Annotated in this window: 18 protein-coding genes; 12 read left to right on the plus strand and 6 right to left on the minus strand. The window is 56.1% G+C overall.

Annotation, left to right across the window (positions count from 1 at the left end):
- Window positions 1–459 precede the first annotated feature (459 nt).
- The 7 genes from O9H85_RS15485 to O9H85_RS15515 all read left to right on the plus strand — a co-directional run bounded on the left by O9H85_RS15485 (window position 460) and on the right by O9H85_RS15515 (window position 9121).
- A complete protein-coding gene (locus O9H85_RS15485) occupies window positions 460–1998 on the plus strand; it encodes an extracellular solute-binding protein (protein ID WP_269882334.1) in 1539 nt (512 codons plus the stop codon).
- Window positions 1999–2104: 106 nt separating this feature from the next.
- Window positions 2105–3070, plus strand: a complete 966-nt coding sequence (locus tag O9H85_RS15490; RefSeq protein WP_269882335.1) for a bile acid:sodium symporter family protein — start codon at window positions 2105–2107, stop codon at window positions 3068–3070.
- Between the two features lie 355 nt (window positions 3071–3425).
- Window positions 3426–3848 carry a helix-turn-helix transcriptional regulator gene (locus O9H85_RS15495; RefSeq protein ID WP_269882336.1) on the plus strand — a complete coding sequence of 141 codons (423 nt, stop codon included), beginning with the start codon at window positions 3426–3428 and terminating at the stop codon, window positions 3846–3848.
- Window positions 3796–5364 carry a glycoside hydrolase family 43 protein gene (locus O9H85_RS15500; protein WP_269882337.1) on the plus strand — a complete coding sequence of 523 codons (1569 nt, stop codon included), beginning with the start codon at window positions 3796–3798 and terminating at the stop codon, window positions 5362–5364. The genes O9H85_RS15495 and O9H85_RS15500 overlap by 53 nt, the downstream gene beginning before the upstream one ends.
- Window positions 5365–5835: 471 nt before the next feature.
- On the plus strand, window positions 5836–8136 hold the full coding sequence (locus O9H85_RS15505) for a helix-turn-helix domain-containing protein (RefSeq protein WP_269882338.1): 2301 nt from the start codon (window positions 5836–5838) through the stop codon (window positions 8134–8136).
- Window positions 8137–8459: 323 nt separating this feature from the next.
- Entirely contained in the window at window positions 8460–8615 is a 156-nt protein-coding gene (locus tag O9H85_RS15510) for an anti-repressor SinI family protein (protein ID WP_269882339.1), read from the plus strand.
- Window positions 8616–8779: 164 nt separating this feature from the next.
- A complete protein-coding gene (locus O9H85_RS15515) occupies window positions 8780–9121 on the plus strand; it encodes a helix-turn-helix domain-containing protein (protein ID WP_269882340.1) in 342 nt (113 codons plus the stop codon).
- Between the two features lie 298 nt (window positions 9122–9419).
- Here O9H85_RS15515 and O9H85_RS15520 read toward each other — a convergent pair whose 3' ends face one another.
- From O9H85_RS15520 to O9H85_RS15545, 6 genes are all read right to left on the minus strand, one after another.
- Complete coding sequence (locus tag O9H85_RS15520) at window positions 9420–11642, minus strand: hypothetical protein (protein WP_269882341.1); 2223 nt, start codon at window positions 11640–11642, stop codon at window positions 9420–9422.
- A gap of 33 nt (window positions 11643–11675) precedes the next feature.
- A complete protein-coding gene (locus O9H85_RS15525; RefSeq protein ID WP_269882342.1) occupies window positions 11676–12482 on the minus strand; it encodes a response regulator transcription factor in 807 nt (268 codons plus the stop codon).
- Window positions 12483–12535: 53 nt separating this feature from the next.
- Entirely contained in the window at window positions 12536–14002 is a 1467-nt protein-coding gene (locus O9H85_RS15530; protein ID WP_269882343.1) for a glycosyltransferase family 2 protein, read from the minus strand.
- 13 nt (window positions 14003–14015) lie between these two features.
- Window positions 14016–15215, minus strand: coding sequence for a HEAT repeat domain-containing protein (locus O9H85_RS15535; protein ID WP_269882344.1), 1200 nt, complete (start codon window positions 15213–15215; stop codon window positions 14016–14018).
- Between the two features lie 138 nt (window positions 15216–15353).
- Window positions 15354–17183 carry a glutamine--fructose-6-phosphate transaminase (isomerizing) gene (glmS, locus tag O9H85_RS15540; protein WP_269882345.1) on the minus strand — a complete coding sequence of 610 codons (1830 nt, stop codon included), beginning with the start codon at window positions 17181–17183 and terminating at the stop codon, window positions 15354–15356.
- 2 nt (window positions 17184–17185) lie between these two features.
- Window positions 17186–17551: a helix-turn-helix domain-containing protein gene (locus O9H85_RS15545; protein ID WP_333474206.1), complete on the minus strand. Its 366-nt coding sequence runs from the start codon at window positions 17549–17551 to the stop codon at window positions 17186–17188.
- Window positions 17552–17841: 290 nt separating this feature from the next.
- Here O9H85_RS15545 and O9H85_RS15550 point away from each other — a divergent pair, with 290 nt between their 5' ends.
- The 5 genes from O9H85_RS15550 (at window position 17842) to O9H85_RS15570 (ending at window position 23833) form a co-directional block, all read left to right on the plus strand.
- Window positions 17842–18753 (plus strand): decaprenyl-phosphate phosphoribosyltransferase, encoded by a 912-nt coding sequence (locus O9H85_RS15550; protein ID WP_269882347.1) that lies wholly within the window; start codon window positions 17842–17844, stop codon window positions 18751–18753.
- Window positions 18754–18818: 65 nt separating this feature from the next.
- Window positions 18819–19172, plus strand: coding sequence for an SMR family transporter (locus O9H85_RS15555; protein WP_269882348.1), 354 nt, complete (start codon window positions 18819–18821; stop codon window positions 19170–19172).
- Between the two features lie 19 nt (window positions 19173–19191).
- Window positions 19192–19638, plus strand: coding sequence for a divergent PAP2 family protein (locus tag O9H85_RS15560; protein WP_269882419.1), 447 nt, complete (start codon window positions 19192–19194; stop codon window positions 19636–19638).
- A 225-nt stretch (window positions 19639–19863) separates the two neighbouring features.
- The gene (locus O9H85_RS15565) at window positions 19864–21543 is read left to right on the plus strand and encodes a hypothetical protein (protein WP_269882349.1); all 1680 of its coding nucleotides are present in this window, start codon (window positions 19864–19866) and stop codon (window positions 21541–21543) included.
- A 16-nt stretch (window positions 21544–21559) separates the two neighbouring features.
- Window positions 21560–23833, plus strand: a complete 2274-nt coding sequence (locus O9H85_RS15570) for a hypothetical protein (RefSeq protein WP_269882350.1) — start codon at window positions 21560–21562, stop codon at window positions 23831–23833.

The following is a 23833-nucleotide window of genomic DNA, read 5'->3' on the forward strand; positions in this document are numbered from 1 at the left end:
CTGCTAACTAGCGTCTGGGTGTGCCGCTAGTAGGCATAACTCTGACGCCAAACGGGCCTATACAACCGGGATGACGGTCAAGGGAACTAGGATGAACCCGATTAAACCCGGCATATGCCAAGGTTAAATGGGGCACATCCACGACAGTGCGAACTCGGATGAAGCCTTGCTGCGGCGGAATGATCCGGCTTGTGCAGGAACAAGTTAAATCCAACGGATGGCATATTCGACAAAAGTCGAGGATAATAAAGCTCGTAAGACCGGGGCCGAAAGATTGCTCTTCCCGGCCGGCATAACGGGCTATAGATGTAGGGGAAGTCATATTATGCTGAAAGCGGATTCACTTGATATCCGGATAGTGATGGGCGGGGGCCGGCACATCCGGCAACGGCGGCGCCGTGAAGAACGCTGCTCCGCAATAACCAGCGGGATGAATAAGCATAAGGGAGAAGATTGCAGATGAATGCGAAACGTACAAGAAAACACTACAAAACCATCACCATGGTATGCGCCATGTCCATGTTGGCATGCCTTGCGGCCGGCTGTGGAGGCGGAGCGGAATCCAAGCAGCAGGGCGCGGCAAACAAAGCCGATTCGGCGCCGCTGCCGCTCAAGATCTCGCTGATGCAGGTCGGCGATATTCCGGCCAAAGGCAATGAAGTGGAGCAGGCGATGGAGAAATATACAAATACGAAACTCGATTTCCAATGGATTCCGCAGGCCGCCTTCGACGAGAAGGTCAGCGTCATGATCGCATCCAACGACATGCCGCAAATTATGAAGGTAAACTACGTCCCGAATGTGGTAGCGGCTATGCAGTCGGACATGTCCTGGGAGATCGGACCGTACCTCAAGGATTATAAAAACCTGAACGCGCAAGATCCGCAGTATTATAAAAACATCTCCATAGACGGCAAAATTTATGGCGTGCCAAACTTTCGGGATATCGGCCGCGCGGCGATCGTGTACCGCAAGGATTGGTTTGATACGCTCGGCTTGAAGCTGCCCGTTACGCTGGACGACTGGTACAACGTGATGAAGGCGATGGCGCTGAACGACCCGGATAAGAACGGGAAGAACGATACCTACGGCACGATGCTGTTCAAGAAGTATAACGAAGGCACCCAGCCGGTGCTTACCCGGATCGCCGTCGGCATCGGCGGCGTCAACCGGTGGGGCGTGGACGGAAGCGGCAAATTCACGCCGGAATTCATGACGAAGGAATATACGGACGTGATGAAGCTGTTCCGTCGTCTGTTCGAGGAGAAGCTGATCAACCAGGACTTCCCGGCCTTCGACTCGTCGCAGATGGATACGATGATGGACAACGGCCGCGTCGGAATGAAGCTGAACGGTGTAGCCAACAACGGCAAGAGCTTCCAAGAGCGTCTGGTCAAAAATGTGCCTGACGGCGTGATCGACGTCGCTCCGTTCGGCGGTCCTCAGGGACCGCGGCTTGCCGGAGAGCCGGGCAACTTCGGGTTCCTCGCGATTCCGAAATCGGCTGTCAAGACGGAAGCGGACCTCAAGAAGGTGCTTACGTTCCTGGACAAAATGATGGATCCCGAAATGTCCGCCCTGCAGCTGCGCGGGCTCGAGAACAAGCATTACGTCAAGATCGAAGGCGGAAAAACCGAGTTCAAGGACTTGGCTGCGTTCCAGCGCGAAGTGAAGCCGTACCGGGACAATCTCGTCAATATCGAAGGCTATAATGTCGCTACGCTGAAGGATACGCCGATTGGGGATAAAGGCACGCAGATGACCCGCGATAACGGCAAGTATGCGGTTGCGAATCCGGCACTCACGCTTGTCTCCGCCATTTATTCCGAACGGGGCAAGGAGCTCGACCAGCAGATTTGGGACGCCCAAACGAAATTCATTATGGGCAAAATCGACGACGCCGGCTGGCAGGCGGAAGTGGACAAATGGCGCAAAGCGGGCGGAGATCAACTCATCAAAGAGTATGAAGCAGCATACGCTAAATTGAACAAGAAATAATAGGTGATTTGGAAGTAGAGGGTACAAATGTACTCTTTACTTCCTTTGTTTATTGCGTTAATGTTAACGTGTGCAAGATCATTTGTCCTGAACGGGGGATTTCAGCATGCTGCAGGCCATCAACAAGCGATTGGAACAATGTATGCCTCTCATTACGCCGACCAGCGTAATCCTGGGCATTCTGCTTACGGTTTACTTCAAGCCTTACACCGGGTTGGTGCCCTGGATTTTCGCTTTTATTACCTTCTCGGGAAGCCTCAGCCTGAACTTTAAGGATTTGCAGCGCGTGCTGACACAGCCTCTTCCCATCGCTGCCTCGTTAGTGCTGCTCCACGGCATCATGCCGCTGATTGCTTGGGCAATCGGCAAGCTGCTGCTGCACGGCGATCCGCATCTCGTGACCGGCCTCGTGCTTCTGCTCGCTGTTCCGACAGGCATCGTCAGCTTCATGTGGGTGTCCATGTATAAAGGCAATATCGCCATGACCTTATCCATCATTCTCATCGATACGCTGCTATCTCCGTTCGTCGTACCCGGGGTGATGACGCTTCTTGTAGGCGCTGACGTGGACATGGACGTTTGGGGCATGATGAAGGGGCTCCTGATTATGGTGGTTGCTCCATCCGTCTTGGGGATGCTGCTCAACGGATGGACGGGAGGCAGGGTCAAGACGAGCTGGGGACCTCGCCTGTCTCCGTTCTCCAAGATCGGTCTGGCGTTCGTCATCATGATCAACTCCGCCGTCATCGCGCCTTACTTCACAGGAGTGACGCCGGAGCTGATTTGGACCGCCGTCGTGATCATTATCGTAGTAGCGGTCGGATATTTAGCCGGCTTCCTCGGATCCAGGCTGCTGGGCTGGGACCGGGGGCTGACGGTGACGATGACTTTCAACTGCGGCATGCGCAATATCAGCGCCGGAGCGGTGCTTGCCATCGCGTACTTTCCGCCGGCCGTCGCCATGCCCGTCATCATCGGCATGCTGTTCCAGCAGATGATGGCCTCCTTCTTCGGTTATTTTCTGCTATCGGACCGGAAGAAGAAACCGACGGACGCTACCGCCGCGGCTTAAGGAATGCGGAACAACTCTAAACACACCCGAATGGAAGCTCGGGTGTGTTTTTTTCAGTTGATAACAACAGCGGCCGGAAGGGGATACCCCACCGGAGTACCATGGCAGATTTCTCTATTTCATGGGTTTCTCTACAGCCTGGACGGCGTAGCCGTTTATTCTGGTGCGCTTAAGGAAGCTACGGGTATCCGGGACCGTATTTCTAATCAGGCTTGCGGGTTTCAAGGATATGCTGAATTTGCACAGGTTCGGTTTTGCGGCTAAAAGTTAATTTCGGCTGATGGCATACAGCGGTCATGCGGCTACAATGAACTCATCTGAATCTTGCATCTCAATACAAATGGGGATGGTTAGGATGAATGTACGAGCCGAAAGCGCAGACAGGAACAAAATATCGCATCAGATGGCCGAGATTATCCGCAAGGAATTCGATACGGCCTTGTCGCTCGAGGGCGTAGCCAAACGGCTGCATTACAATTCGAATTACTTGAGCGGCATGTTCAACAAAGAGATGAATATGACCTTCAGCGAGTATTTGGCCGAATGCCGCTTGTCGGCGGCCCGCCTGTGGCTGCTGGAGACGGCACTGCCGGTGAAGGACATCGCCCGCAGGCTGCAGTACAACAACCCGCAGAACTTTATCCGCTCCTTCCGCCGCGCGCAGGGGATGACCCCCGGCGAATACAGGATGCGCTACGGATATATGACAAGAGAGGAGATTTCGCATGAATCCAACGCAATCCCGTCTGACGCCTGCATGGGCGGCCGATCTCGGTGACGGAACCTACCAAAATCCGGTGCTCTATGCCGACTACTCCGATCCGGACGTAATACGCGTCGGGGACGATTTCTACATGGTTTCCTCAAGCTTCTCCCATCTTCCGGGTCTTCCGATCCTTCATTCGAAGGATTTGGTTAACTGGTCCATTCTGGGTCACTTGATCTCCACCCTGGAGCTTCCCGGGTATGACCGCCCGCAGCACGGCAAGGGCGTATGGGCGCCAAGTATCCGCTATCACAACGGGAAATTCTGGGTGTTCTTCAGCACGCCGGACGAAGGGATATTCATGAGCACCGCGGAAGATCCCGCAGGGGAGTGGACCCCGCTGCACATGATCAAAGAAGTCAAGGGCTGGATTGATCCATGTCCGTTCTGGGACGAGGACGGCCGGGCATATCTGGTTCACGCCTTCGCGAACAGCCGCTGCGGCATCAAGCATAAGCTGATGCTCCACCGCATGTCCCCGGACGGCGAGGAGCTGCTGGATGACGGGGTGCTCGTATTCGACGGCATGGAAGGGCATCCGACCATGGAAGGACCGAAGATGTACAAGCGCCGGGGCTATTATTATATCTTCGCCCCTGCCGGCGGAGTATCGACCGGTTGGCAAACGATCCTTCGTTCGAAGACGATTGCCGGCCCTTATGAGGACCGGATTGTGCTGCACCAAGGGGATTCTACGGTGAACGGGCCGCACCAAGGCGGCTGGGTGGAGCTGGAATCGGGCGAGTCCTGGTTTATTCATTTTCAAGACCGGGACGCCTTCGGCCGGATCGTTCACCTGCAGCCTGTGCGCTGGGAGGACGATTGGCCTTTGATGGGCGAGGATACGAACGGGGACGGCATCGGCGAGCCGGTACTCCGATATAAAAAGCCGAAGACGAGTACTGAAGCCGCCTTCGCCGTACCGGCCACCTCCGATACGTTCGAGGAGGCGAAGCTGGGCCTGCAGTGGCAGTGGCAGGCGAATCCCCGCGCGGAGTGGTTCTCGCTGGAGGAGCGGCCCGGCTATCTGCGGCTGCATACCTTACCGCTGCCGGAGGGAGCGGCCACCTTGTACGATGCGCCTCAGCTCTTGATGCAGAAGCTGCCGGCGCCGTCCTTCTCGGCGGTCACCCGGCTGGAATTTGAGCCGAAGTCCGGAGAAGAAGCCGGTCTCATCGTATTCGGCGACCGATACGCATTTTTGGCGATATCAGGGGAAGAACAAGGCGGCTACAAGCTGAGCCTCTCGATCGGGGAAGCTCGGGATGGAGATCGGGTCGAGCGGACGGAGGAGAGCGTCAGGTACAATAACGGCACGGTGTACCTGAAGGTTTCGGTCGACGAAAGGGCGGAGTGCCGGTTCAGCTACAGCTTGGAAGGGGAGCGGTATATTCCGATCGGCTCGCCGTTCCGGGCGGCCAAAGGCCGCTGGGTCGGCGCGAAGGTCGGCCTGTTCGCGGCGGACCGGAACCAAACGGGCCCCAGCGGCCACGCTGATTTTAACTTTTTCACGGTGGAGAAGAACTAAACGGGTCTTATCAGCGGCGTGATTCAAGGAGGCAGACTCTCCTTGGGTCCGCCTTTTTGGCGTGGTTCGAGGGGAGAAGCAACAAGTTAAATTCGGACTATTTATTGTAACGGCTCTATCTTTCAGAATAAGAGAACAATTGATTTATCGTAATTTGTTTCCATGGGATCCTTCGGTTAGGGATCGGCCGAAGAACGACGGTTAGTCCGGAGAAGGCATCGGCAGCGGGGACGGCAGTCACGAGCATTGCTTTTCACAGAAGCGAAGAACGAATGATTAGCACCGGATGGGACATTTTCCACATGGGATAAAGACGTAAGAACGGCTGGCAACGGCGAGCCGCGGTCGGAACTTCGGACCGATTATTCCGGGCAGCAAGGAGTTTTTCAATCCGCTTTCTAAAGAGGAGTTCGTATACCCGGCATGGAATAATAGAAATAGCGGCCAACATCGGAAAGGGGACAGCATCGGATGCCTAAATACTTACTCCGCCTCCTTACGTTTACGTTAATTCTCGGAGCGTTCCCGGTCATTTCGATCGGTATTATTTCCTATTATATCGCAACAGGCGATATTGAAGATAAAGTGAAGGAAGGCAACATGCAGGTCCTGCTGCAGACCCAGATGCGGGTGGAGCAGGTGATGAAGACGCTGGAGCTGACATCGATTCAATACGTCAACTCCTCGCTCGTTTCGTCCTCGATGGGGGAAACGATCACGGCGGACGAATTCCCGAAGATCCGAGATTTGTCCAAGGGGCTGTATAATCTTCAGACCATTGCCGGGATCAGCGATGCCTATTTAATCAATTTCGATAAAAATTGGTTCATCAGCTTCAAATCGTTCCAAACGCTGGACTCCCACCCCGATGCGGAGCAATTCAAAGCGTTCGCCAAATACCCGAACAGCTTATTCTGGCTTACCGTCAAGCCGAAGGCCCCGGCCGGACAGGACGCCGCGGCGGAGGAAACGGCCACTTCCCCGGATACGGTTCGGATGGTATACAAGATTCCGATCGTACCGACGACATCGAAGCCAAAGGGACTTCTGGTCGTTGAAATACTGAACAATCAGATCAGCAACCTGCTTTCCCAGAACAACAAGCTGGGCGACGTATACGTGCTGGACCGGGACGGGAATAATTTCTTATCCGACCCGTCGGGCAGCAGGTATACGGAGATCAACCGGATGGTGATGCAGCGGTTCGCCTCTTCCGGTGAAGAAGCCGGATTCTTCAACGCGAATGTGAATAACAAGGAAATGGGTGTCACGTACCGTCATTCATCATATAACGGCTGGAATTACATCTCCGTTGTATCGATCAAGGAAATTACAAAGCAGTCCAGAGCCATCGCCTGGATCACGTTTATTGCCTGCACGGTCATATTCTTAATTGTAGGCCTGGTCGCATTCTACGGCAGCCGCCGCATGTACTCTCCGATTAAACGGTTGTTCGAGTTCACCAAGGATATCGCGGTGGAAGGACAGGACGACAAGGACGAGCTCCGTTCGATCGAAGGCCGTTTCCGTACGCTGTTCAGTACGGAGAAGCAGCTTCAGCAGCAGGTGAAGGGGCAGTTTATGCAGCTCAAGGAGTTTTTCGTGCTGAAGCTGTTTGCGGGACAGGTGTCGGAGGGCGACTTCGGCTACCGGGCCCAGATGTTCGGCTTCCCCGCAGAATGGCATCGGCTAGGGGTGCTGACGCTGCAGATCGATTCGCTGCAGGGCACGCGCTACCGCGAGCACGACCGGGAGCTGCTGCTGTTCGCCATCAACAATATGGTGGGCGAGCTGATTCCGGCCGGCCGGCGCTTCAGTCCGGTGCTGCTCGATCAGTCCCAGGTGACGCTCTTGACGAGTGAAGCGCAGGACGATCAAGAGGCCAAGCGGGAGTTTTATGAAACGGCCGAGGAAATCAAACGCAAGGTGCAGGAATTCCTGCAGCTGCCGGTCAGCATCGGCATCTCCCTTCCTTTCGTGAAAGTAACCAATGCGGCCCGGGCTTATGGAGAAGGGCTCGAGGCGCTTAAGAACCGGATCAGCCTGGGGCACGAGATTATCATTCACTACGACGATATCGAAGCCGGGAAGAAAGGAATGGAGGTCACGGTCTATACCCAGCTCAAGATGCTGGAGGACCAGCTCGTCAATGCGATGAAGCTGGGGGATATGGACCGGGTGGAGGAGCTGTTCCGCCAATACATCACGGCGATTCTCGATAAAGAGGTTCATTTCAACGAGTATCCGGTGCTTATGATTCAGCTGATCTCTAAGGTGCTCCAGCTTGTACAGGAGCAGGGAGGCACGGTTCGGAAGGTGCTGGGCGACCGCGCGACGATTGAGCATTTCCTCAAGCTGAACACGATGGACGATATTCGGACCTGGTTCAAGGAGGATTTGTTCAAGCCGGTTTCGGCGTTCATCAATCAGCAGGCGGAATCGCAGTACATCAATATCGCAAGCCAAATGGTGAAGCTGATTCACGAGCGGTTCGATCAGGATATCTCGCTGGAATCGTGCGCAGGCACGCTGAACTTCCATCCCGTTTATTTGAGCCGCGTATTCAAGAAGGAGATGGGCATCAACTTCAGCGAATATTTGGCCGAATACCGGATGAACATGGCGAAGACGTGGCTGGAAAATACGCACTTGAAAATTTCCGAAATCGCGGAAAAGCTGAACTACACGAACACGACGGCCTTCATCCGCACGTTCCGTAAAATCGTCGGCATGACGCCGGGGCAGTACCGGGAGCAATTCAAGAAGGATTGATCGAAATTGGTTCTTACACAAAGGCCGTCCGGGCAGGACGGTCTTTGTGTGTGTGTAGGAAGGATTGACGGGATTAGTGGATCCGCCAATAAAATAGACATCCGCATGGGTAATCACCTACGATAAAGAATGGAATTCGAGCTTAAATAAAATAATCGGTTTCAAACAGGGCGGAATAGGGTAATAGGTGATGGTTTGTCATCCTGCCGTCCGTCAGCTTAGGGAAATTATGTATTTTTCATCTCGAATACCCGCATAAATTGAAGATTTGACACGAATAGTATGATGCGCGTCAACTTTCCGGAATCTGGAGGGATCGGGCTATGTCCGTAAAACAAACGCTTGTACCCAACAAGAACCTGGACGAGAACTGGGTCAACTTAATGATCGTAGCTCGCGATTCGGGCCTTTCCAAAGAGGAAGTCCGGCAATTTTTCCGCGAATGCAAAGAAGACGATGATCGCAAGAACGAACAGTAGCAGCTTCCATAGAGAGAAAAAACCATTAAAATTTGAAAAATTTTTTTTAAAACAGAATGATAACGCTTTCATATAGAGTAGTTATGAAAATTACTATCTACATCCTTTATTTTTTTTGTTAAAATAGCATTAAACCTGCTGAAAGTTAAAAAAGGGGCGCTACCATGATTGGCAAGAAGGTCAAGCAGCTGCGCATGGAACAAGGTCTTACCCTTACGGAATTGGCGGACAAGGCCGGGGTAGCCAAGTCGTATCTGAGCTCGATCGAACGTGAGGTTCAGTCCAACCCGTCGATTCATTTTTTGGAGAAGATCAGTGCGGTACTTGGCGTTCCGCTCGAAACGTTCATTCATAATCAGCCGATTCCGCAGCCTCAAGAGCAGTTGGATGAAGGCTGGCTGAGCCTGGTAAGGGAAGCAATGGATTCCGGCATCAGCAAAGAGGAGTTTGCGGAGTTTCTGGAATACAATAAATGGCGCAACCGCCATAAGCGCCCGGAGAATTAACGGTTATGCAAGAAAGCCCGCGGGTCCATGCTGTAGATGGCTCGGGGGCTATTCGCTTTCATCATTTAAGGAAGCTGCCGAAGAAGGAGCGCTTACTTCTTGCTTCCGGAACGGCAAGGAAAGCGGCAGAGAGCGCAAATAGACCCGCGGAAAGGTCGCTTACATAAGCGGCTTTCCGCGGGTCTTCTTGGTTGATAAGACTTTATAAGTTTTCGTAACTTATAGCTTCGCATCAACCTTGGTAAACGCGCTGGTCCTTGTAAGACAAGGACGGCGCAGCCGTTTATCCTGGTTCCGGTCAACGCGTTGGCGCGGTTTCGTCAATCGCGTTGAACGCTTTTTTCATCAAATCATAGCTCTTCTTCGGGCGCTCGACATACTGTACCTTGTTCCAAGGGGCCCATTGATAGATCGGCAGCTTGGAAACCTGGTAGACTCCATCAGAGCTGTTAAGACCGATTACTCCGCTGCCGTCGCGGTTTGCGATCCAAGGAACGAGGCGTATGCCTTTGGTGGTAGTGGCATACATCTTGCCGCCCTTGTCACCGTAGCTCATCACCTGCAGGGAGCTCGGATCGGTGAAGCCCAGCAGCATCCAAGGGATGCGCATCTCGACGATGTTTCCTTTCGCCTCCCACATGGCCAGCGAATTGAAGTTCGGCGAAGCCGGATCGGTCGTACCTCGCTTCAGCAGCCCGGCCGGAACATCCTCGAAAGGAAAATCCTTGGCCGCATCCGGAGGGGTGAGCTGCAGTCCTACGGACAGCTTCCAGGGGTTAAAGATACCGGAATCGTCCTTCATCTCCTCAGGCTTCACCTTCAGCATGCCGTATTGGTTGCCGTACAGCCGGGTATGGAAATCATAGTTCGACGCGATCTTTACTTGGCTCTCGCCGTCCTTGCCCAGCGTAATGAGCGTCTCCAGCCCTTCGTCGAGCTGAACGCCACCCAGCTCCTTGGCATGCTTGTTGCCGCCCGGAAGCGTATCAACACCGAAGTTCAGCTGCTGCTTGTTCGGGTCAAACGGCTGTTCCAGCTCGGCCAGAATATACACATAAGCTTCATCGTGGGTCATCGTGATCGACTTAAAGCCGGGATACGTGCCCGGAAGCGTCATTTTGTCGTCGTTCTTCAGCGCCTTCCAGTCGGACGGATCGCCGTCGATCTTCAGCGGACCGTCCTTGCCGGACAGCTCCGCAATGAGACCGAAGTGCTGTTCGTTCGTCAGCACGTTGTGCCACAGCTTGCGCCGGTTCGCCGGAATTTCGAAATACATCGTATTCCATGTCCGCTTGAACCATTCGTCCTGCCAGGAGAAGACGATGCCGCCGGCCATGCCCTCCGTGGCGATGTCCTGCAGAAGCGAGGCGTCGATCTTGCCCTGCTCGGTCTCGTCGTGGCCGCCTTGATTGCGGTCCTTGTTGGCTAAATGGCCAATCCCCAGGGAAGAAGGAACGCCGAATTCCGTTATCATGACCGGCATGCCCTTATGATAGGCCTTGATCTTGCGCAGATAGCTGCGGTACGTATTGACCGAGCCGTCCTTATCCTTGACGTCCATGAACGTCTGATCCAATCGGAAGAAGTCCGGGTAGTAAGGATAGGCGTGGAAGGAGGCAAAATAGCCCGCCGACCAGCTATGCGCGTCCAGATGCGTGGCGTCGACGCTTACCATATCTTCCTGGAGCAGCACCTCGCCGGGATGCTTGATCGGATCCGTCGTTACCCAGTTGGTGAAGGTGAGCGGATGCTTCCAGCCGTTCTGGGACTCCTGCACGGCCAGATGATCTAGCATTTCCGCAAGCCAGTTCTCGAAGGCGGTGGAGCCTTGCTTAGCGGAGATATAGGTGCCTTTATAGCCGGTCTTGTCCTTGTGCAGCGCATCGGTATTCTGGACCATCTTCGGATCCCACTCCGTACCGGCGGACCAAGCGAGCAGATAAGGCCCGGCGTTATACCGGTAAGTCCCGCTGGCCTTCCCGAACCGTTCCGGGATGTCGGCCGCACCGTAAACGGCGCCCACGGAATAGGTGATCTCCTCTTGAAACTCTCTGTAAATATCCTGCTGATACGCGTCCTTCTTCTCGATTAGCTCATCCTCCGGCGTCCAGATGCCTTGGATGAAGTAGAGGGGCTGGTCGGCGTGCTTCTGATTGTATTCGACCAGCGCTTGATAGAATGACGGCGATAGAATGGTGTACACGCGGATCGTGTTGGCGCCGAGGTCCTGGATCTGCTTGAACCATTCCATATATTTATCCTTGCTGATCGGCAGCTCACCGGGGTCATGTCCCGGTAATGCGGCGCCGACATTGACCCCTTTCACAAAAAAGGGTGTCCATGCCTGCTTGGTGTAGATCTCGATGTGATCCCCTTGCGTACGGAATTTGATCTGCGAGCCGTCGCTGCTCTGGATGCTCTCCACCTTCTTGGCGGGCCAGTAATGCCACACCAGGAAGAACACGACGGCCATCGCGACAAACCGCAGCAGCCAGGTGACCGGTGTGGCGGTCCGCTTCATGGTCATGAGCTCCTTTGTTCTTCAAGTTAGGATTTAAGCCAGCAGCCGTCTCAGCCGCGCTTCCAATTCCATCGGAGAAAACGGCTTCCGGATCACGTCGGCCGCCCCGAGCTCGAAGCATTTGCAGATATCCTGCTCGACGTTCAGGTCGGTCAGTACGACCACTTTGGCCGATCCGCTGTGAGCGTGATTGATCCGGTGGATCAGCTGGTAGCCGTCCAGCGCCGGCAGGGCCAGTTCGGTAAGAACGAGGTCCGGCTTCACCGATTCGACGAGCCGCAGACCTTCCATGCCGTCCGTCGCGGGACGTACATCGTAGCCTTGAAGGCCGAGCCGCACATTCAGAAAATCGAGCAGGTCGGCATTCGGATCGATCATGACGACGGTGGGCGCTTCCGATGCCTGGCGCTGCCCGCTATAGATGGCGATTTCCGTCAGCTCCTTGTTCTCCAGCAGCGAAAGAAAGTCGATGACATTCGATTCCGACACGGGAGCGCTCTCCGGGAAGCTCGCTACGGCCATCGGTCCGTTCAACAGATAAGCATCCTGAAGGAAAGCTTTGGCGGATAATGCGACGAAATGTGTGAAAGCCAGGGATTGTCCCGGGATCGTTACCGTCAGGATACCTTCTTCCGCCTCATAGGAGGCGACAATGACGAGCTGCTGGCCTTCCAGCCCGAGCCGCGTCTCCAGATCCTGGAGCAGCAGCGAGGAAACGGGGCCGGTCTTGGCGGCGATCACGCCGCACTCGGTCCAAGGGACGGTAGCCTGCAGCACATTCTTGACTTGCTCGTATAGACGGTGAGCCAAACCGGGTGGAACCGCTAATGCCGTATTCATGGACAATTCACTCCGTTTCTATGGATTAAAAAGGTGTTTGGAGGGCCGTCTTCTTATACGACCCTGGCATTGGCGCCTGCGGTCTTCTGGGCGGGAGCCGGAGCGGCCTGCTCCGCGGCTTCGTCCTGCCAGCGGCGGCGCACCATATTGCCCCAGCTGTTGTTCCGCCGGACATAGTCCCATTGACCGAGCAGCTTCCAATAGGCATTGATCTGATCGTAGCCGACCGCCATGATGACCGACAAGCCGATGATCCGAATCAGATCGTTCGTCGAGATCGGGCGGCGGAAGGCGAATTCCTCGATCAGCATCGAGCCGCAAGTAAAGACCATGCCGATCAGCAGGTTGACGAGCAGGAAGATGAGCAGGACCGGCAGCTGCGTCATATCGAGCAGCACATAGCCTACGAGCGCCGCGAGTCCGGATAGCCGGACGTAAGGGCTAAGCAGCTCGTAGACGATCGTATAAGGAAGCGCCAGCCAGCCGATGATCTTGAACTTCGGAATGAACAGCATCGAGCGGAACCGGCTGACGTTCCATAGGCTGCCCCTGATCCACCGGCGGCGCTGGGAGCCCAGCACGCGAAGCGTATCGGGCGCCTGTGTCCAGCAGACGGCGTCGGGGCAGAATACGATTTTGTAAGGCAAGTGGCGTTCCAGCATATATTTGTGAAGCTTGATGACGATATTCATGTCCTCGCCGGGGCAGTCCTCTTCGTAGCCGCCGACCTCGACCAGAACATCCTTGCGGAACAAGCCGAAGGCGCCGGATACGATCAAGAGTCCATTCATGGCGCTCCAGCCGATCCTTCCGCCGAGGAAAGCTTTCATATACTCGACGTATTGTATGGCGGGCAGCCATTTGTTCGAAAGACGCACCGACAGCACGCGGCCGTCCTCGATGGTGCTTCCGTTGGCGATACGCACGTTGCCGCCTACGGCGATATGCTGCTCCGGGTTTTCCATGTACACCTTGACCAGCCGGATCAAGGCGTCTTTTTCCAGCAGGCTGTCCGCATCGATGGTTGCGACCAGCGGATACTTGGAGAGGTTGATCCCGGCGTTCAGGGCGTCCGCTTTGCCGCCGTTGGCCTTGTCGATGACGACCAGCTTCGGGTATGTGGGATTATGATATACCCCGCGAATTTCCTTGGAGTTCAGCAGCTTGCGGAAGCCGCTCAGACGTCCGGGCTTCAGCTCGAAGGTTTCCAGCAGCACCTGCAGCGTTCGGTCAGCGGAGCCGTCGTTGATCACAACGACCTCGTAGGTCGGAAACTCCAGCGTCATGAGGGAGCGTACGCTCTCTACGATGGTAAGCTCCTCATTGTAAGCAGGCACCAGGATAGATACCGGAGGCACAAATTCCGAGCCTGCCAGCTCCCGGAAGCGGGAGTTCATGCTGCTCTTGACGACGGACAGCATCTTCTGATGGGAGATGACCAGAATGGCAAAGTACAGCAAGCTGGAAACGATTATCATATAAGTGGCAAGTATTCCGTAATCAAGCAAAAACGTTCTCATCCGGTTCCCCTTTCTACGAGCTGATCCGGGCCGGCTCCGCCTGAAGCCCTCTGCGGGTCTCGCCCAGCTTGCGCCGGTAGATGTAAGCTAGCCGATTGTAGTAAGGGATCAACTGGACTTCCTTGGAGGAATCGGCCGCAGCGCGGTCCAACTCTTCATGTACCGCTTCCCAAGCCGCTTCGCGGCTTTCCTCCTGCTCCGCGGCAGCGGCTGCCGCGCATAAAGCCTCGAAGCCGGCCGGCCCGAGCCGCGACAGGCTCTTCGCGCTGTAGAAGCGCACCCACCACTGCTCGTCCTCCAGTCCGCCGACAAGCGCATCGAGATAAAACTCAAGCTGCTGCTCGCCTACCGCCTTGACGGCGGCCGCGCGGATCTCCCAATCCGGGTGGCGGATCAGCTCGCCGATCCTCTCGAGCGGTAGGAGGCGGGTGTATTGCAGCAGGATTTTGGCTGCCTTGATACGCACTTCCCGATGTTCCGAAAGCACCAGACGATCCAATGTATGGAAGGCCGCACGTTTATTTCGGCCCGATAAACCGATCAGCGCAACCGTCAGCAGCGCTTCGTCATCCTCCCGGTTCAGCAGCTCGGTATAAAGCGGAGCCGGATCCAGAGCGGAAGAGGCCAGCATATCGGCGATAAGCTGATGCGCCTGCGGATGACGCTCGGTCAGCAGCAGCAGCAGAGTGCGGAGCTCTTCGAGACTCGAAGCGCATTTCGCCGCTGCCCGCCCGATGACGAATGCGGTCGATTCCATCCCTTCCCGTCCTTCCAGCAGCTTCAGCAGCTCGTCCGTGCATTCCGGCGCTCTCATTACGCCCAGGTGATAGACGGCTTCCATGCGGATGCCGGGCCAAGGGCTGCGCAGCCGCTGCCGTTCGAGCTCAACGAGTCCGAGATCCCGGCATAAGGCCGTCAGCTTCTCCCGATGCTCCCCGCCGATCGTTTCGATCCATTCGAGCAGCTTGGATTGAATGGCCCGCAGCTCCGGAAGGCTCAGCTTGCCGGGCGGAGGAAGCAGAGCTTCCGAGCTGCCGATACTCGCGCTTAGGTAGTTGAAATAATCCTGATGCTTCTCCAAATTCAGCTTCATTCGCTCAGCGATGGCGCCATGCCGGGCACGCAGCAGAAACAGTGCGGCGAATCCGCCGACAATCGCAATGCCGAGGACGATCAATACGGAGGCCGCCTGATCCAAAGGCTCCGTCCACATATGGTTTCTCCTCCTTACTCTCTAGCCTCGCTATACTCTCTAATCTCGCTATGGTTGTGCATCCGTGATGCAGTGAAGTGAAGTTCCGCCTGCGGCGAACTTCACTTCACAATCCCGGATGAAGAGGGCTGCCCCCTGTTACTCTACCGTTACACTCTTGGCAAGGTTCCGGGGCTTGTCTACGTCGTTCCCGCGGAGCGCCGCCGTATAATAGGCGAGCAGCTGCAGAGGGACGACCGCAAGGGCCGGCGTCAGCAAGGAATACGTGCGGGGCACGTAAATGACTTGATCGGCCGTTTTCTCCAGCTCGGTATTGCCCTCCAGCGCCAGCGCAATGACATAAGCGCCCCGCGCCTTCACTTCCTTAATATTGCTGACGGTTTTCTCCAGCAGCAGTTCCTGCGTGGCCAGCGCGATGACCGGCGTGCCGTCTTCGATCAGCGCAAGCGACCCGTGCTTCAGCTCTCCCGCCGCATAAGCCTCCGAATGAATGTACGAAATTTCCTTCAGCTTGAGCGAAGCTTCCATGGCCAGACTGTAATCGAGCCCGCGGCCGATAAAGAAGAGATGCTCCTGCTGCGTAATGTGCTCTGCGATCCCGTGGATCGGATCTTGATGCCGAAGCATCTCCTCCACCTGGAAGGGCAAGCGTTCGAGCATGGCGATCATTTCAACGGAAGTAACCGGGTCGAGCGTCCCGAGCGATTGGCCCATGAACATCCCGAGCAGATAAAAGGCGATCAGCTGGGAGCTGTAAGCCTTGGTGGAAGCGACGGCGATCTCCGGACCCGCCAGGGTGAAGAGGACATCCTCCGCTTCCCGCGCCACCGAGCTGCCGACCACATTCGTAATTGCCATGACCCGTGCGCCCCACTGCTTGGCTTCACGTATGGCGGCCAGCGTATCGGCGGTTTCGCCCGACTGGCTGACGGCGATGACAAGCGTATTCTCCCGGATAATCGGCATCCGGTAACGGTATTCGGAGGCGAGATCGACTTCAACCGGTATGCGGGTCAGCCGTTCGACGACGGTTTTGCCGACAAGCGCCGCATGATAGGCGGTGCCGCAGGCGACCATTTGAATTTGCTTGATCTCGCGAATTTGCTCCGGCGTAAGCGAGACGCCTGGCAGCACAATTTGCTGCTTCTCTTCGTCGATCCGTCCGCGCATCGTATCCTCGTACGCGCGCGGCTGTTCATGAATTTCCTTGAGCATGAACGTATCGAATCCGTTCTTCTCCGCCATGACAAGGTCCCAGTCAATATGGAACAGCTGCTTCGCGATAAAATTGCCCTCGAGCGTCATCAGCTCGACCCCTTCACGGGTAAGCACAGCCATTTCGCCGTCATTTAAGATGTAGACATCACGCGTATATTCCAGAATCGCCGGAATATCGGAGCCGATGAAGTTCTCGCCTTGACCTACGCCGATGATGAGCGGGGAAGCCCAGCGAACGGCAACCAGCTTATCCGGCTCATGCTCGGATAGAACGGCGATCGCATAGGCGCCGCGTACATGGCTTACCGCTTTGCGGACCGCCTGGGCCAAATCGCCGTCGTAGTGATGGGCAATCAGATGCGAGAGCACTTCCGTGTCCGTCTCCGATATAAACCGATACCCGTGCGCTTCAAGCTCTTCCTTCAGCTGCAGGTGGTTCTCGATTATACCGTTATGTACAACGGAAATTTTCATATCGTTATCGGTGTGAGGATGCGAATTGGCATCGGATGGTCGACCGTGCGTAGCCCAACGGGTATGGCCGATGCCGGCGAACCCTTCAAGAGGCTGGTCTTGCAGGCGGTTCTCCAGCTCGCTGATGCGGCCTTTCGTTTTGCGGAGCGCAAGCCCTGTATTCGTGTGAATCGCTACCCCGGCGGAATCATATCCGCGGTACTCCAACTTCTTCAAGCCTTCCAATAGAATGTTTTGTGAATCCCGGTTGCCGATGTAGCCGACAATGCCGCACATGCTTACTCCTCCTCTTTTTCACTCTGGCCTACTTGCCATTTTCTAAATTCGATGATGCTTTTCAGTTCTTCCCGGGACACTCCGGAATTCAGAGCGTCCTGGAACATGTCGTACCACTCCTGCATTACTAGAGGATCCGGCTCGGGCGGATCCGGTTGTACGAGCTGCTTCATGGAAACATCCAACGCGGCCGCAATCTTGTCGAGCAGGTGGACGGACGGATTCGAATGAATGTCCCGTTCGATGGTGCTCAAGTAGGACTTGGCAACACCTGCGGCCTCCGCCAGTTCGGAGAGGGATAACCCCCGTTCCATGCGAAGCTTCCTCACTCGCTTTCCTAACATGATCCATCGGTCCTTTGCATTCATTTCGCCTTCGCAGGGTTCAAGCCTGTTCGTTCGATGGATCGTTCCTTATAACGAACGAACAATTGGAGTATACCGCAAAAATCGGCAAAATAAAAATCGGATAAGTCGGATTATTTCGTTTTAACGAACGAAATACGCTGAAAACCTCCATTATGCTCCAGAATACGACCTAATCTCGTTCTTTATAGAGAATTTAATGTTCGTTATAATGAATCGCGGAAGGGTGGAGCATGACGTCACGCGTCAATCTCCGGTTTCTTTCCTTAATCTAATGAAGGAGGAGACTCGACATGTCCCAAACGAAAGCGCAAGTTAAGCTGGAAGGCTGGGGAAGCCGGCCGCTTCCGATCCGTTACCTGGCCCTCATGCGTCCCCGGCAGTGGACGAAGAATCTGCTCGTGTTCGCCGCCCTGATCTTCTCGATTCAGCACGTGGATATGCGGATGCTGGGTCAGGCGCTGGCCGGTTTCGTGCTGTTCTGTCTCGTCTCAAGCTGCGTGTATGTGCTCAACGACTATGTAGACCGCGAGAAGGACCGGCTCCATCCGGAGAAAAAGAACCGTCCGCTCGCCTCCGGCGCGATCCATCCGCAAACGGCGCTGCTGTTCGGCTTCGTGCTGCTCCTGTGCTGCCTCGGAGCGGCATTCCGTTTCCAGTGGATGTTCGGGCTTGTGTTGGCCGGATACTTTTGCATGAATGTGCTGTATTCGTTGAAGCTGAAGCATGTCGTCATCGTCGATTTGCTGATTGTGGCATCCGGCTTCGTGCTTCGCGCGGTCGGCGGGGGCCTTGTGATCGGCGTGCCCCTTACGCCGTGGTTCCTGCTCTGTACGATGCTGCTGGCGTTGTTCCTCGCGATCGGTAAACGGCGCCACGAGCTGTTGCTGATGCAGGGCGGCATGGGCGTTCACCGCAAGGTGCTGGAATCGTACTCGATGGAAATGCTGAATCAAATGTCGGCGATCGTGACGACGGCTACGATTATGAGCTACGCGCTCTTTACCTTCACTTCGGGCCGTTCGATCCATTTGATGTGGACGCTGATTTTCGTGCTTTACGGCGTATTCCGCTATTTGTATCTGATTCATATGGAAGGCAAGGGCGGGCGTCCGGAGAAGCTGCTGCTGGAGGACAAGCATATTTTGATGACGGTCGTGCTGTACGGATTTTCCGTTGTCTGCATTCTATTGTTCTTGCCTTGATCCTGCTTACAAACAGATTAGATTGTCACACAAAAATAGGATGGGATTCGGAGGGAGAAGCTGCGGTGATCAACTACATATGGTTAATCGTATCCGTACTGCTTGGTGCCGCGGGGCAGATCCTCATGAAGTGGGGGGTCAGCACGCCCCGTGCGGCCGGAATAGGTTTGCTGACTTGGAACGGACTTGCGGCCGCTTGGCCGATTGGAGCGGGGCTGGCCTGCTACGGGCTGAGCTCGATCTTCTGGCTCTTCGCGCTGAGGAAGTTTCCGCTAAGCACGGCTTATCCGATGGTAAGCCTCGGTTATATCCTGGTCATGGTGCTGGGATACGTTCTATTCAAAGAAACGTTGTCGATGCAAAAATGGTTCGGAGCCGCCTTCATCTCCGTCGGCGTGCTGCTTATTGCGCGGGCGTAATGAAGGAGGAGAAGTTCGTATGAACGCCGGATTGTTGTACCCGGCACTGCCTTTTATCGCGTGGGTCGTGTCGGGGACGCTAAAGTACGCGGTGAATCGGATCCGCTATGGGGATGAAGCCCGGAACCTTGTGGGCAACGGCGGCTTCCCAAGCACGCACACCTCGGTCGTCTCCTCGGTGGCGATGCTGATCGGCTTCAATCAAGGCTTCGGAACGCCGATGTTCGGTCTGGCGGTGGCGCTGAGCTACATCGTGATGATCGACGCCGTCGGCATCCGCCGCGCCGTAGGCGAGAGCGCCAAGCGGATCAATGCGCTGGCGCGCGTGACTGCAGGCGGCGAGGCTGCCGCTGCCCGTGAGCAGCGTCCGCTGCGGGAGCGGCAGGGCCACACACGGGTCGAGGTGCTTGGCGGTCTCGCCGTCGGGACGCTGCTCGGCTGGCTCGGCTCACTGGTGCTCGGATAGCGCCGTGAGCGGTCAGGCCGGGCACGAGCGTAGGCGCGGACTGGGTGCGTCCATCCAGGTCTGCGCCCTCGAAGCAGGCGGGTGCCCGTGTCCGCCTTTGAAATCCGTGAAAATGCGCCGCGCTTAGCAGCCGCAGCGCTTTCACGGATTTCAAATGTGGCTGCGGACGCGCCCGTCAAGCAACGTAAATATATAAACTTTTTTTCGGATAGGGGGAGTGGCTCTATGAACAACCGAATCGCAACGTACAGCCTGGTCGCGGGACTCACGCTTGTGACGATCGATGTCGCTGCGTTTGTGGTGCCGTCGCTGCTGTTTTTCGCCGGGCTGCCTATGATGAAAGCAGACTTCTGGATCACGGCGGCGCTCGCGGCCGCTATGGCCTGGTTTGCCTCGAAGAAGCTGGCAGAGGACAAGCCGATGACGGTGTTCGCCGTCTCGCTGGGGCTGGCGGCAATCCTATTTATCGCGGGCTTCGTCATCTGCGGATACTTCTTCGACCTGTCCTATGACGGTCAGTCGTATCACCAGGAGGCGATCATCCACCTCGCGGAGGGCTGGAATCCAGTCTATGACAAGGAGCTGTCGCCGCCGACCGGCCAGGGCATCTGGATTAATCACTATGCCAAGGCATCCGAGATTGCTGCGGCAACGATCTATAAGGCGACCGGCCTGATCGAGCAGAGCAAGGTCATCAACCTGATTCTGATCGCCGCCTCCGGGCTGCTAAGCCACGCGGCGCTACTCGCGCTAAGACCGCAGAACCGCATCACGGCTGCAGTCGTTGCGGTGCTGTTGGCGTTGAATCCGGTAAGCGTCTATCAATCGTTTACGTACTACGTCGACGGCCTGCTCGGTTCGCTGCTGCTTTCCATGATTGCGCTCGGCGTGCTTATTTTCAAACGGCAGAGCTGGCTGCTGCTGACGATGTACACGGCGGCCATGATCATGACGATGAACATCAAGTTCACCGCCATCGGCTATGCGGGCGTCCTCACAGCCGGTTTATTAATCGCGCTGTATATGGGCGAGCAGTTCGACCGCGCGAAGAGGCTGTTTCGCATCGCGGCCATCGGCGGCATGGTTGGCGTGCTGATCGTTGGCTACAACCCGTACGTCACCAACACAATGCGTTACGGTAATCCGCTGTACCCGCTTGCGGGCGAGAACGCGATCGATGTCGTCAAAAACTTCACGCCGCGTAATCTCGAATTGATGAACCGTTTCGAGCAGGTGGCGGCGGCGAATTTCGCCGTGCCCCGCGGCAACACTACGGACAAGAAGCCGACGCAGTTCCAATGGCCTTTCATGCTTAGTGTCAAAGATCTGCCGACCTACGCCGAGACGGACGTAGCCGTCGCCGGCTTCGGGCCGCTCTTCAGCGGCGCCTTGCTCCTGTCGCTGGCTGTGCTGGTGCTCGCCTTCCGCCGCCGTACCGGCCTTACGCTGGCGGCGGTCGGTGTCATCGCCGTCCTGGCCGTTTCCACCTTCATCAATCCGGCCGCCTGGTGGGCCCGCTACGTACCGCAGTTATGGATGGTCCCGCTCATCTGCGTATGGCTGGCGTTCAGCCTGAAGGGGTACCGCATGCTGCAGGGGGTCGGAACGGCGCTGGCGCTCGTCATTGCCGTGAACGCGCTGCTCGTCAGCGGCTCGTTCACGACGAAGCAGTGGGCGATGAGCCAAGAGCTTCGCGCTCAATTGACGCAGATCAGCGCATCGGCGCAGCCGGTCAAGGCCGATTTTACCTACAGCTGGTCCAATCGGGAGCGCTTGAAGGCCTACGGGATCGAATTCAAGGAGGAATCGCCGCTGAAATGCGCCAGCGACCCGGTTGTACTCATCAAATCGGGCACGTCCCTTTGCGTAAATCCGAATAAAGGAATGCAGGCGAAGGTGGAGTAAAACCAAGGAGGCCATCATGCACGTCATTTCGGTACAGAAAAGAATTGCTCTCGGGCTGGCGATTCTCGCCATTCTCGCGGTTTGCGCCGCTTTATGGTGGGGAGGCCCGTCGCGAAGCTGGTTTACCGGGGGGAGCAAAAACCTGCCTAAATCCTCGCTGCCCGTATTCGAGTCGGATGGAGTCAAACAGACGTCCGCGGCCAAGGACGGCCACCTGGAAGTATTCGACGGCACGTCCTGGAAGCCGCAGTTCTGGACGGGAGTCAATCTGGGGGCGACAACGCCGGGTCATGCGCCGGGAGAGCTGAGTCCGACCAAGGAGGATTACCTGAGATGGTTTGCTCAGATGAAGGACATGCATGCGGACGTGGTCCGGATATATACGATTCTTCCGCCTTACTTCTATCAAGCGCTGGCTGAATTCAACGCCGGCCGGAAGGATCCGCTGTACATCCTGCACGGCATCTGGGCGCCGGAGGAGCATCTGGTAGGCGAGAACGGCCAAGCCTACGACGCGCTCCAGAAGGACACCGTGAACTTGTTCGAACAGGAAATCCGCGACGCCGTTCAGGTCGTGCACGGGCAGCTGAAGCGCAAGGCTTCGCCGGGCCATGCCTCGGGCAAATATGATGCGGACGTCTCGCCTTACGTCCTCGGCTGGGTGATCGGTACCGAATGGGATCCGTATATGGTGAAAGCGACGAACGACGCCCATGCCGGCCTGAAGCCGTTTCAGGGCAAATATTTCCAGGCCAAGGAGGGCGCTTCGCCCTTCGAGAGCTGGCTCGCGCAAATGCTGGATACTGCTGCGCAGGAGGATATGAAATTCGGGTGGCAGCATCCGGTTTCGTTCACGAACTGGGTGACGACCGATCCGTTGACGCATCCGAACGAGCCTTCGGACAACGAGGATCTCGTCTCCGTCGATCCGATGCATTTGACGCCGCAGGCAGGCTGGAAGGCGGGCTATTTTGCCGCGTATCACGTGTACCCGTACTATCCGGATCTGCTTCGTTACGAGCCGAAGTATCAGTCGTATAAGGACAGTGAAGGGAATGTCAATCCTTATGCGGGATATTTGCACGATCTTCGGGAGTATCACAAAGGCATTCCGCTGATCGTTGCCGAATATGGTGTCCCAAGCTCTCGCGGGATGGCGCATTACGGTCCGTTAGGCAGGAACCAGGGCATGCACACGGAGAAGGAGCAGGGGCAGATCGACGCCGACCTGTACCGCAGCATTTATAACGAGAATTATGACGGAGCGGTGCTGTTTTCCTGGCAGGACGAATGGTTCAAGATTACATGGAATACGATGGAGCTGGATTCTCCACCGGCCCGGCGTCCTTATTGGAGGAATATGCTTACCAATGAAGAGCATTTCGGCGTCGTGGCGGTGGAGCCGGGGAAATCGCAGGACGATATGATCGTGCTGGACGGCAAGACGAACGATTGGGATAAGCGCAAGAACACCGAAACGAAGGATTACCCCGGCTACAGCTTGACGGTATCGCATGACGAAGCTTATCTGTATCTGCTGCTGAAGAACAAGAAAGGGGATTGGAAGCCGGGGGAACAGCCGCTTTATATCGGCTTTGATACGATCAATGGGGGCAGTACGAAAGCGGACGTGGCTCCCGGCGTCACCTTCAGCGGAGGACAGGAGTTTGTCATGAAGCTGAGCGGGGAGAAGGACTCCGCCATTTATGTGAACAGCGCTTATGACTACCATACGTGGCAGTTCGGCTCCGTGCAGAAAATAATGCCGTGGCAGGAGGCCTGGTCCCATCCCGAGAACGGGCTGTTCCTGCCTTGGAGGCTGCCGGTCAGCAAGCCGCTGACGCTGCCGCAAACCAAGGAGAAGATCCCGTTCCAGGACGTTGAGGTCGGCAAGCTGCATCTGGGCACGACCGACCCGAAAAGCCCGGACTTCAATAATTTGGCCGATTGGTATGTTTCCGGCCCCGTCATTGAGGTTCGTATCCCTTGGATGCTGCTCGGCTTCATGGACCCGAGCACGCACAAGGTATGGCGTTATCCGTACGAAGCAGGGGCGCTTCGCGCGGAGGACAGCAAAGCCGTCCGTGTCGAGCCGCATTGGATCGGCCCGGCCGGCTCCGGCAATCCGGGCGCTTCCGATCCGGTGGTTTACAAGTGGGACGATTGGAACAAGGTCACGTCGCACGAACGGCTTAAGATGAGTTATCCGATTCTGCAAGAGACGTTCGGCAAGTACGGACAGCTCCCGCCTAAACAAACGGCCGGAGCGTCCGCCGCCCCGGCCAAATAA

Source organism: Paenibacillus gyeongsangnamensis (genome assembly GCF_027533625.1).
GTDB lineage: Bacteria > Bacillota > Bacilli > Paenibacillales > NBRC-103111 > Paenibacillus_G > Paenibacillus_G gyeongsangnamensis.

Coding starts and splice junctions, on each gene's coding strand:
- O9H85_RS15485 (WP_269882334.1), top strand. CDS start 460: ATGAATGCGAAACGTACAAGAAAACACTACAAAACCATCACCATGGTA.
- O9H85_RS15490 (WP_269882335.1), top strand. CDS start 2,105: ATGCTGCAGGCCATCAACAAGCGATTGGAACAATGTATGCCTCTCATT.
- O9H85_RS15495 (WP_269882336.1), top strand. CDS start 3,426: ATGAATGTACGAGCCGAAAGCGCAGACAGGAACAAAATATCGCATCAG.
- O9H85_RS15500 (WP_269882337.1), top strand. CDS start 3,796: ATGAATCCAACGCAATCCCGTCTGACGCCTGCATGGGCGGCCGATCTC.
- O9H85_RS15505 (WP_269882338.1), top strand. CDS start 5,836: ATGCCTAAATACTTACTCCGCCTCCTTACGTTTACGTTAATTCTCGGA.
- O9H85_RS15510 (WP_269882339.1), top strand. CDS start 8,460: ATGTCCGTAAAACAAACGCTTGTACCCAACAAGAACCTGGACGAGAAC.
- O9H85_RS15515 (WP_269882340.1), top strand. CDS start 8,780: ATGATTGGCAAGAAGGTCAAGCAGCTGCGCATGGAACAAGGTCTTACC.
- O9H85_RS15520 (WP_269882341.1), bottom strand. CDS start 11,642: ATGAAGCGGACCGCCACACCGGTCACCTGGCTGCTGCGGTTTGTCGCG.
- O9H85_RS15525 (WP_269882342.1), bottom strand. CDS start 12,482: ATGAATACGGCATTAGCGGTTCCACCCGGTTTGGCTCACCGTCTATAC.
- O9H85_RS15530 (WP_269882343.1), bottom strand. CDS start 14,002: ATGAGAACGTTTTTGCTTGATTACGGAATACTTGCCACTTATATGATA.
- O9H85_RS15535 (WP_269882344.1), bottom strand. CDS start 15,215: ATGTGGACGGAGCCTTTGGATCAGGCGGCCTCCGTATTGATCGTCCTC.
- glmS (WP_269882345.1), bottom strand. CDS start 17,183: ATGTGCGGCATTGTCGGCTACATCGGCAACCGGGATTCACAAAACATT.
- O9H85_RS15545 (WP_333474206.1), bottom strand. CDS start 17,551: ATGAATGCAAAGGACCGATGGATCATGTTAGGAAAGCGAGTGAGGAAG.
- O9H85_RS15550 (WP_269882347.1), top strand. CDS start 17,842: ATGTCCCAAACGAAAGCGCAAGTTAAGCTGGAAGGCTGGGGAAGCCGG.
- O9H85_RS15560 (WP_269882419.1), top strand. CDS start 19,192: ATGAACGCCGGATTGTTGTACCCGGCACTGCCTTTTATCGCGTGGGTC.
- O9H85_RS15565 (WP_269882349.1), top strand. CDS start 19,864: ATGAACAACCGAATCGCAACGTACAGCCTGGTCGCGGGACTCACGCTT.
- O9H85_RS15570 (WP_269882350.1), top strand. CDS start 21,560: ATGCACGTCATTTCGGTACAGAAAAGAATTGCTCTCGGGCTGGCGATT.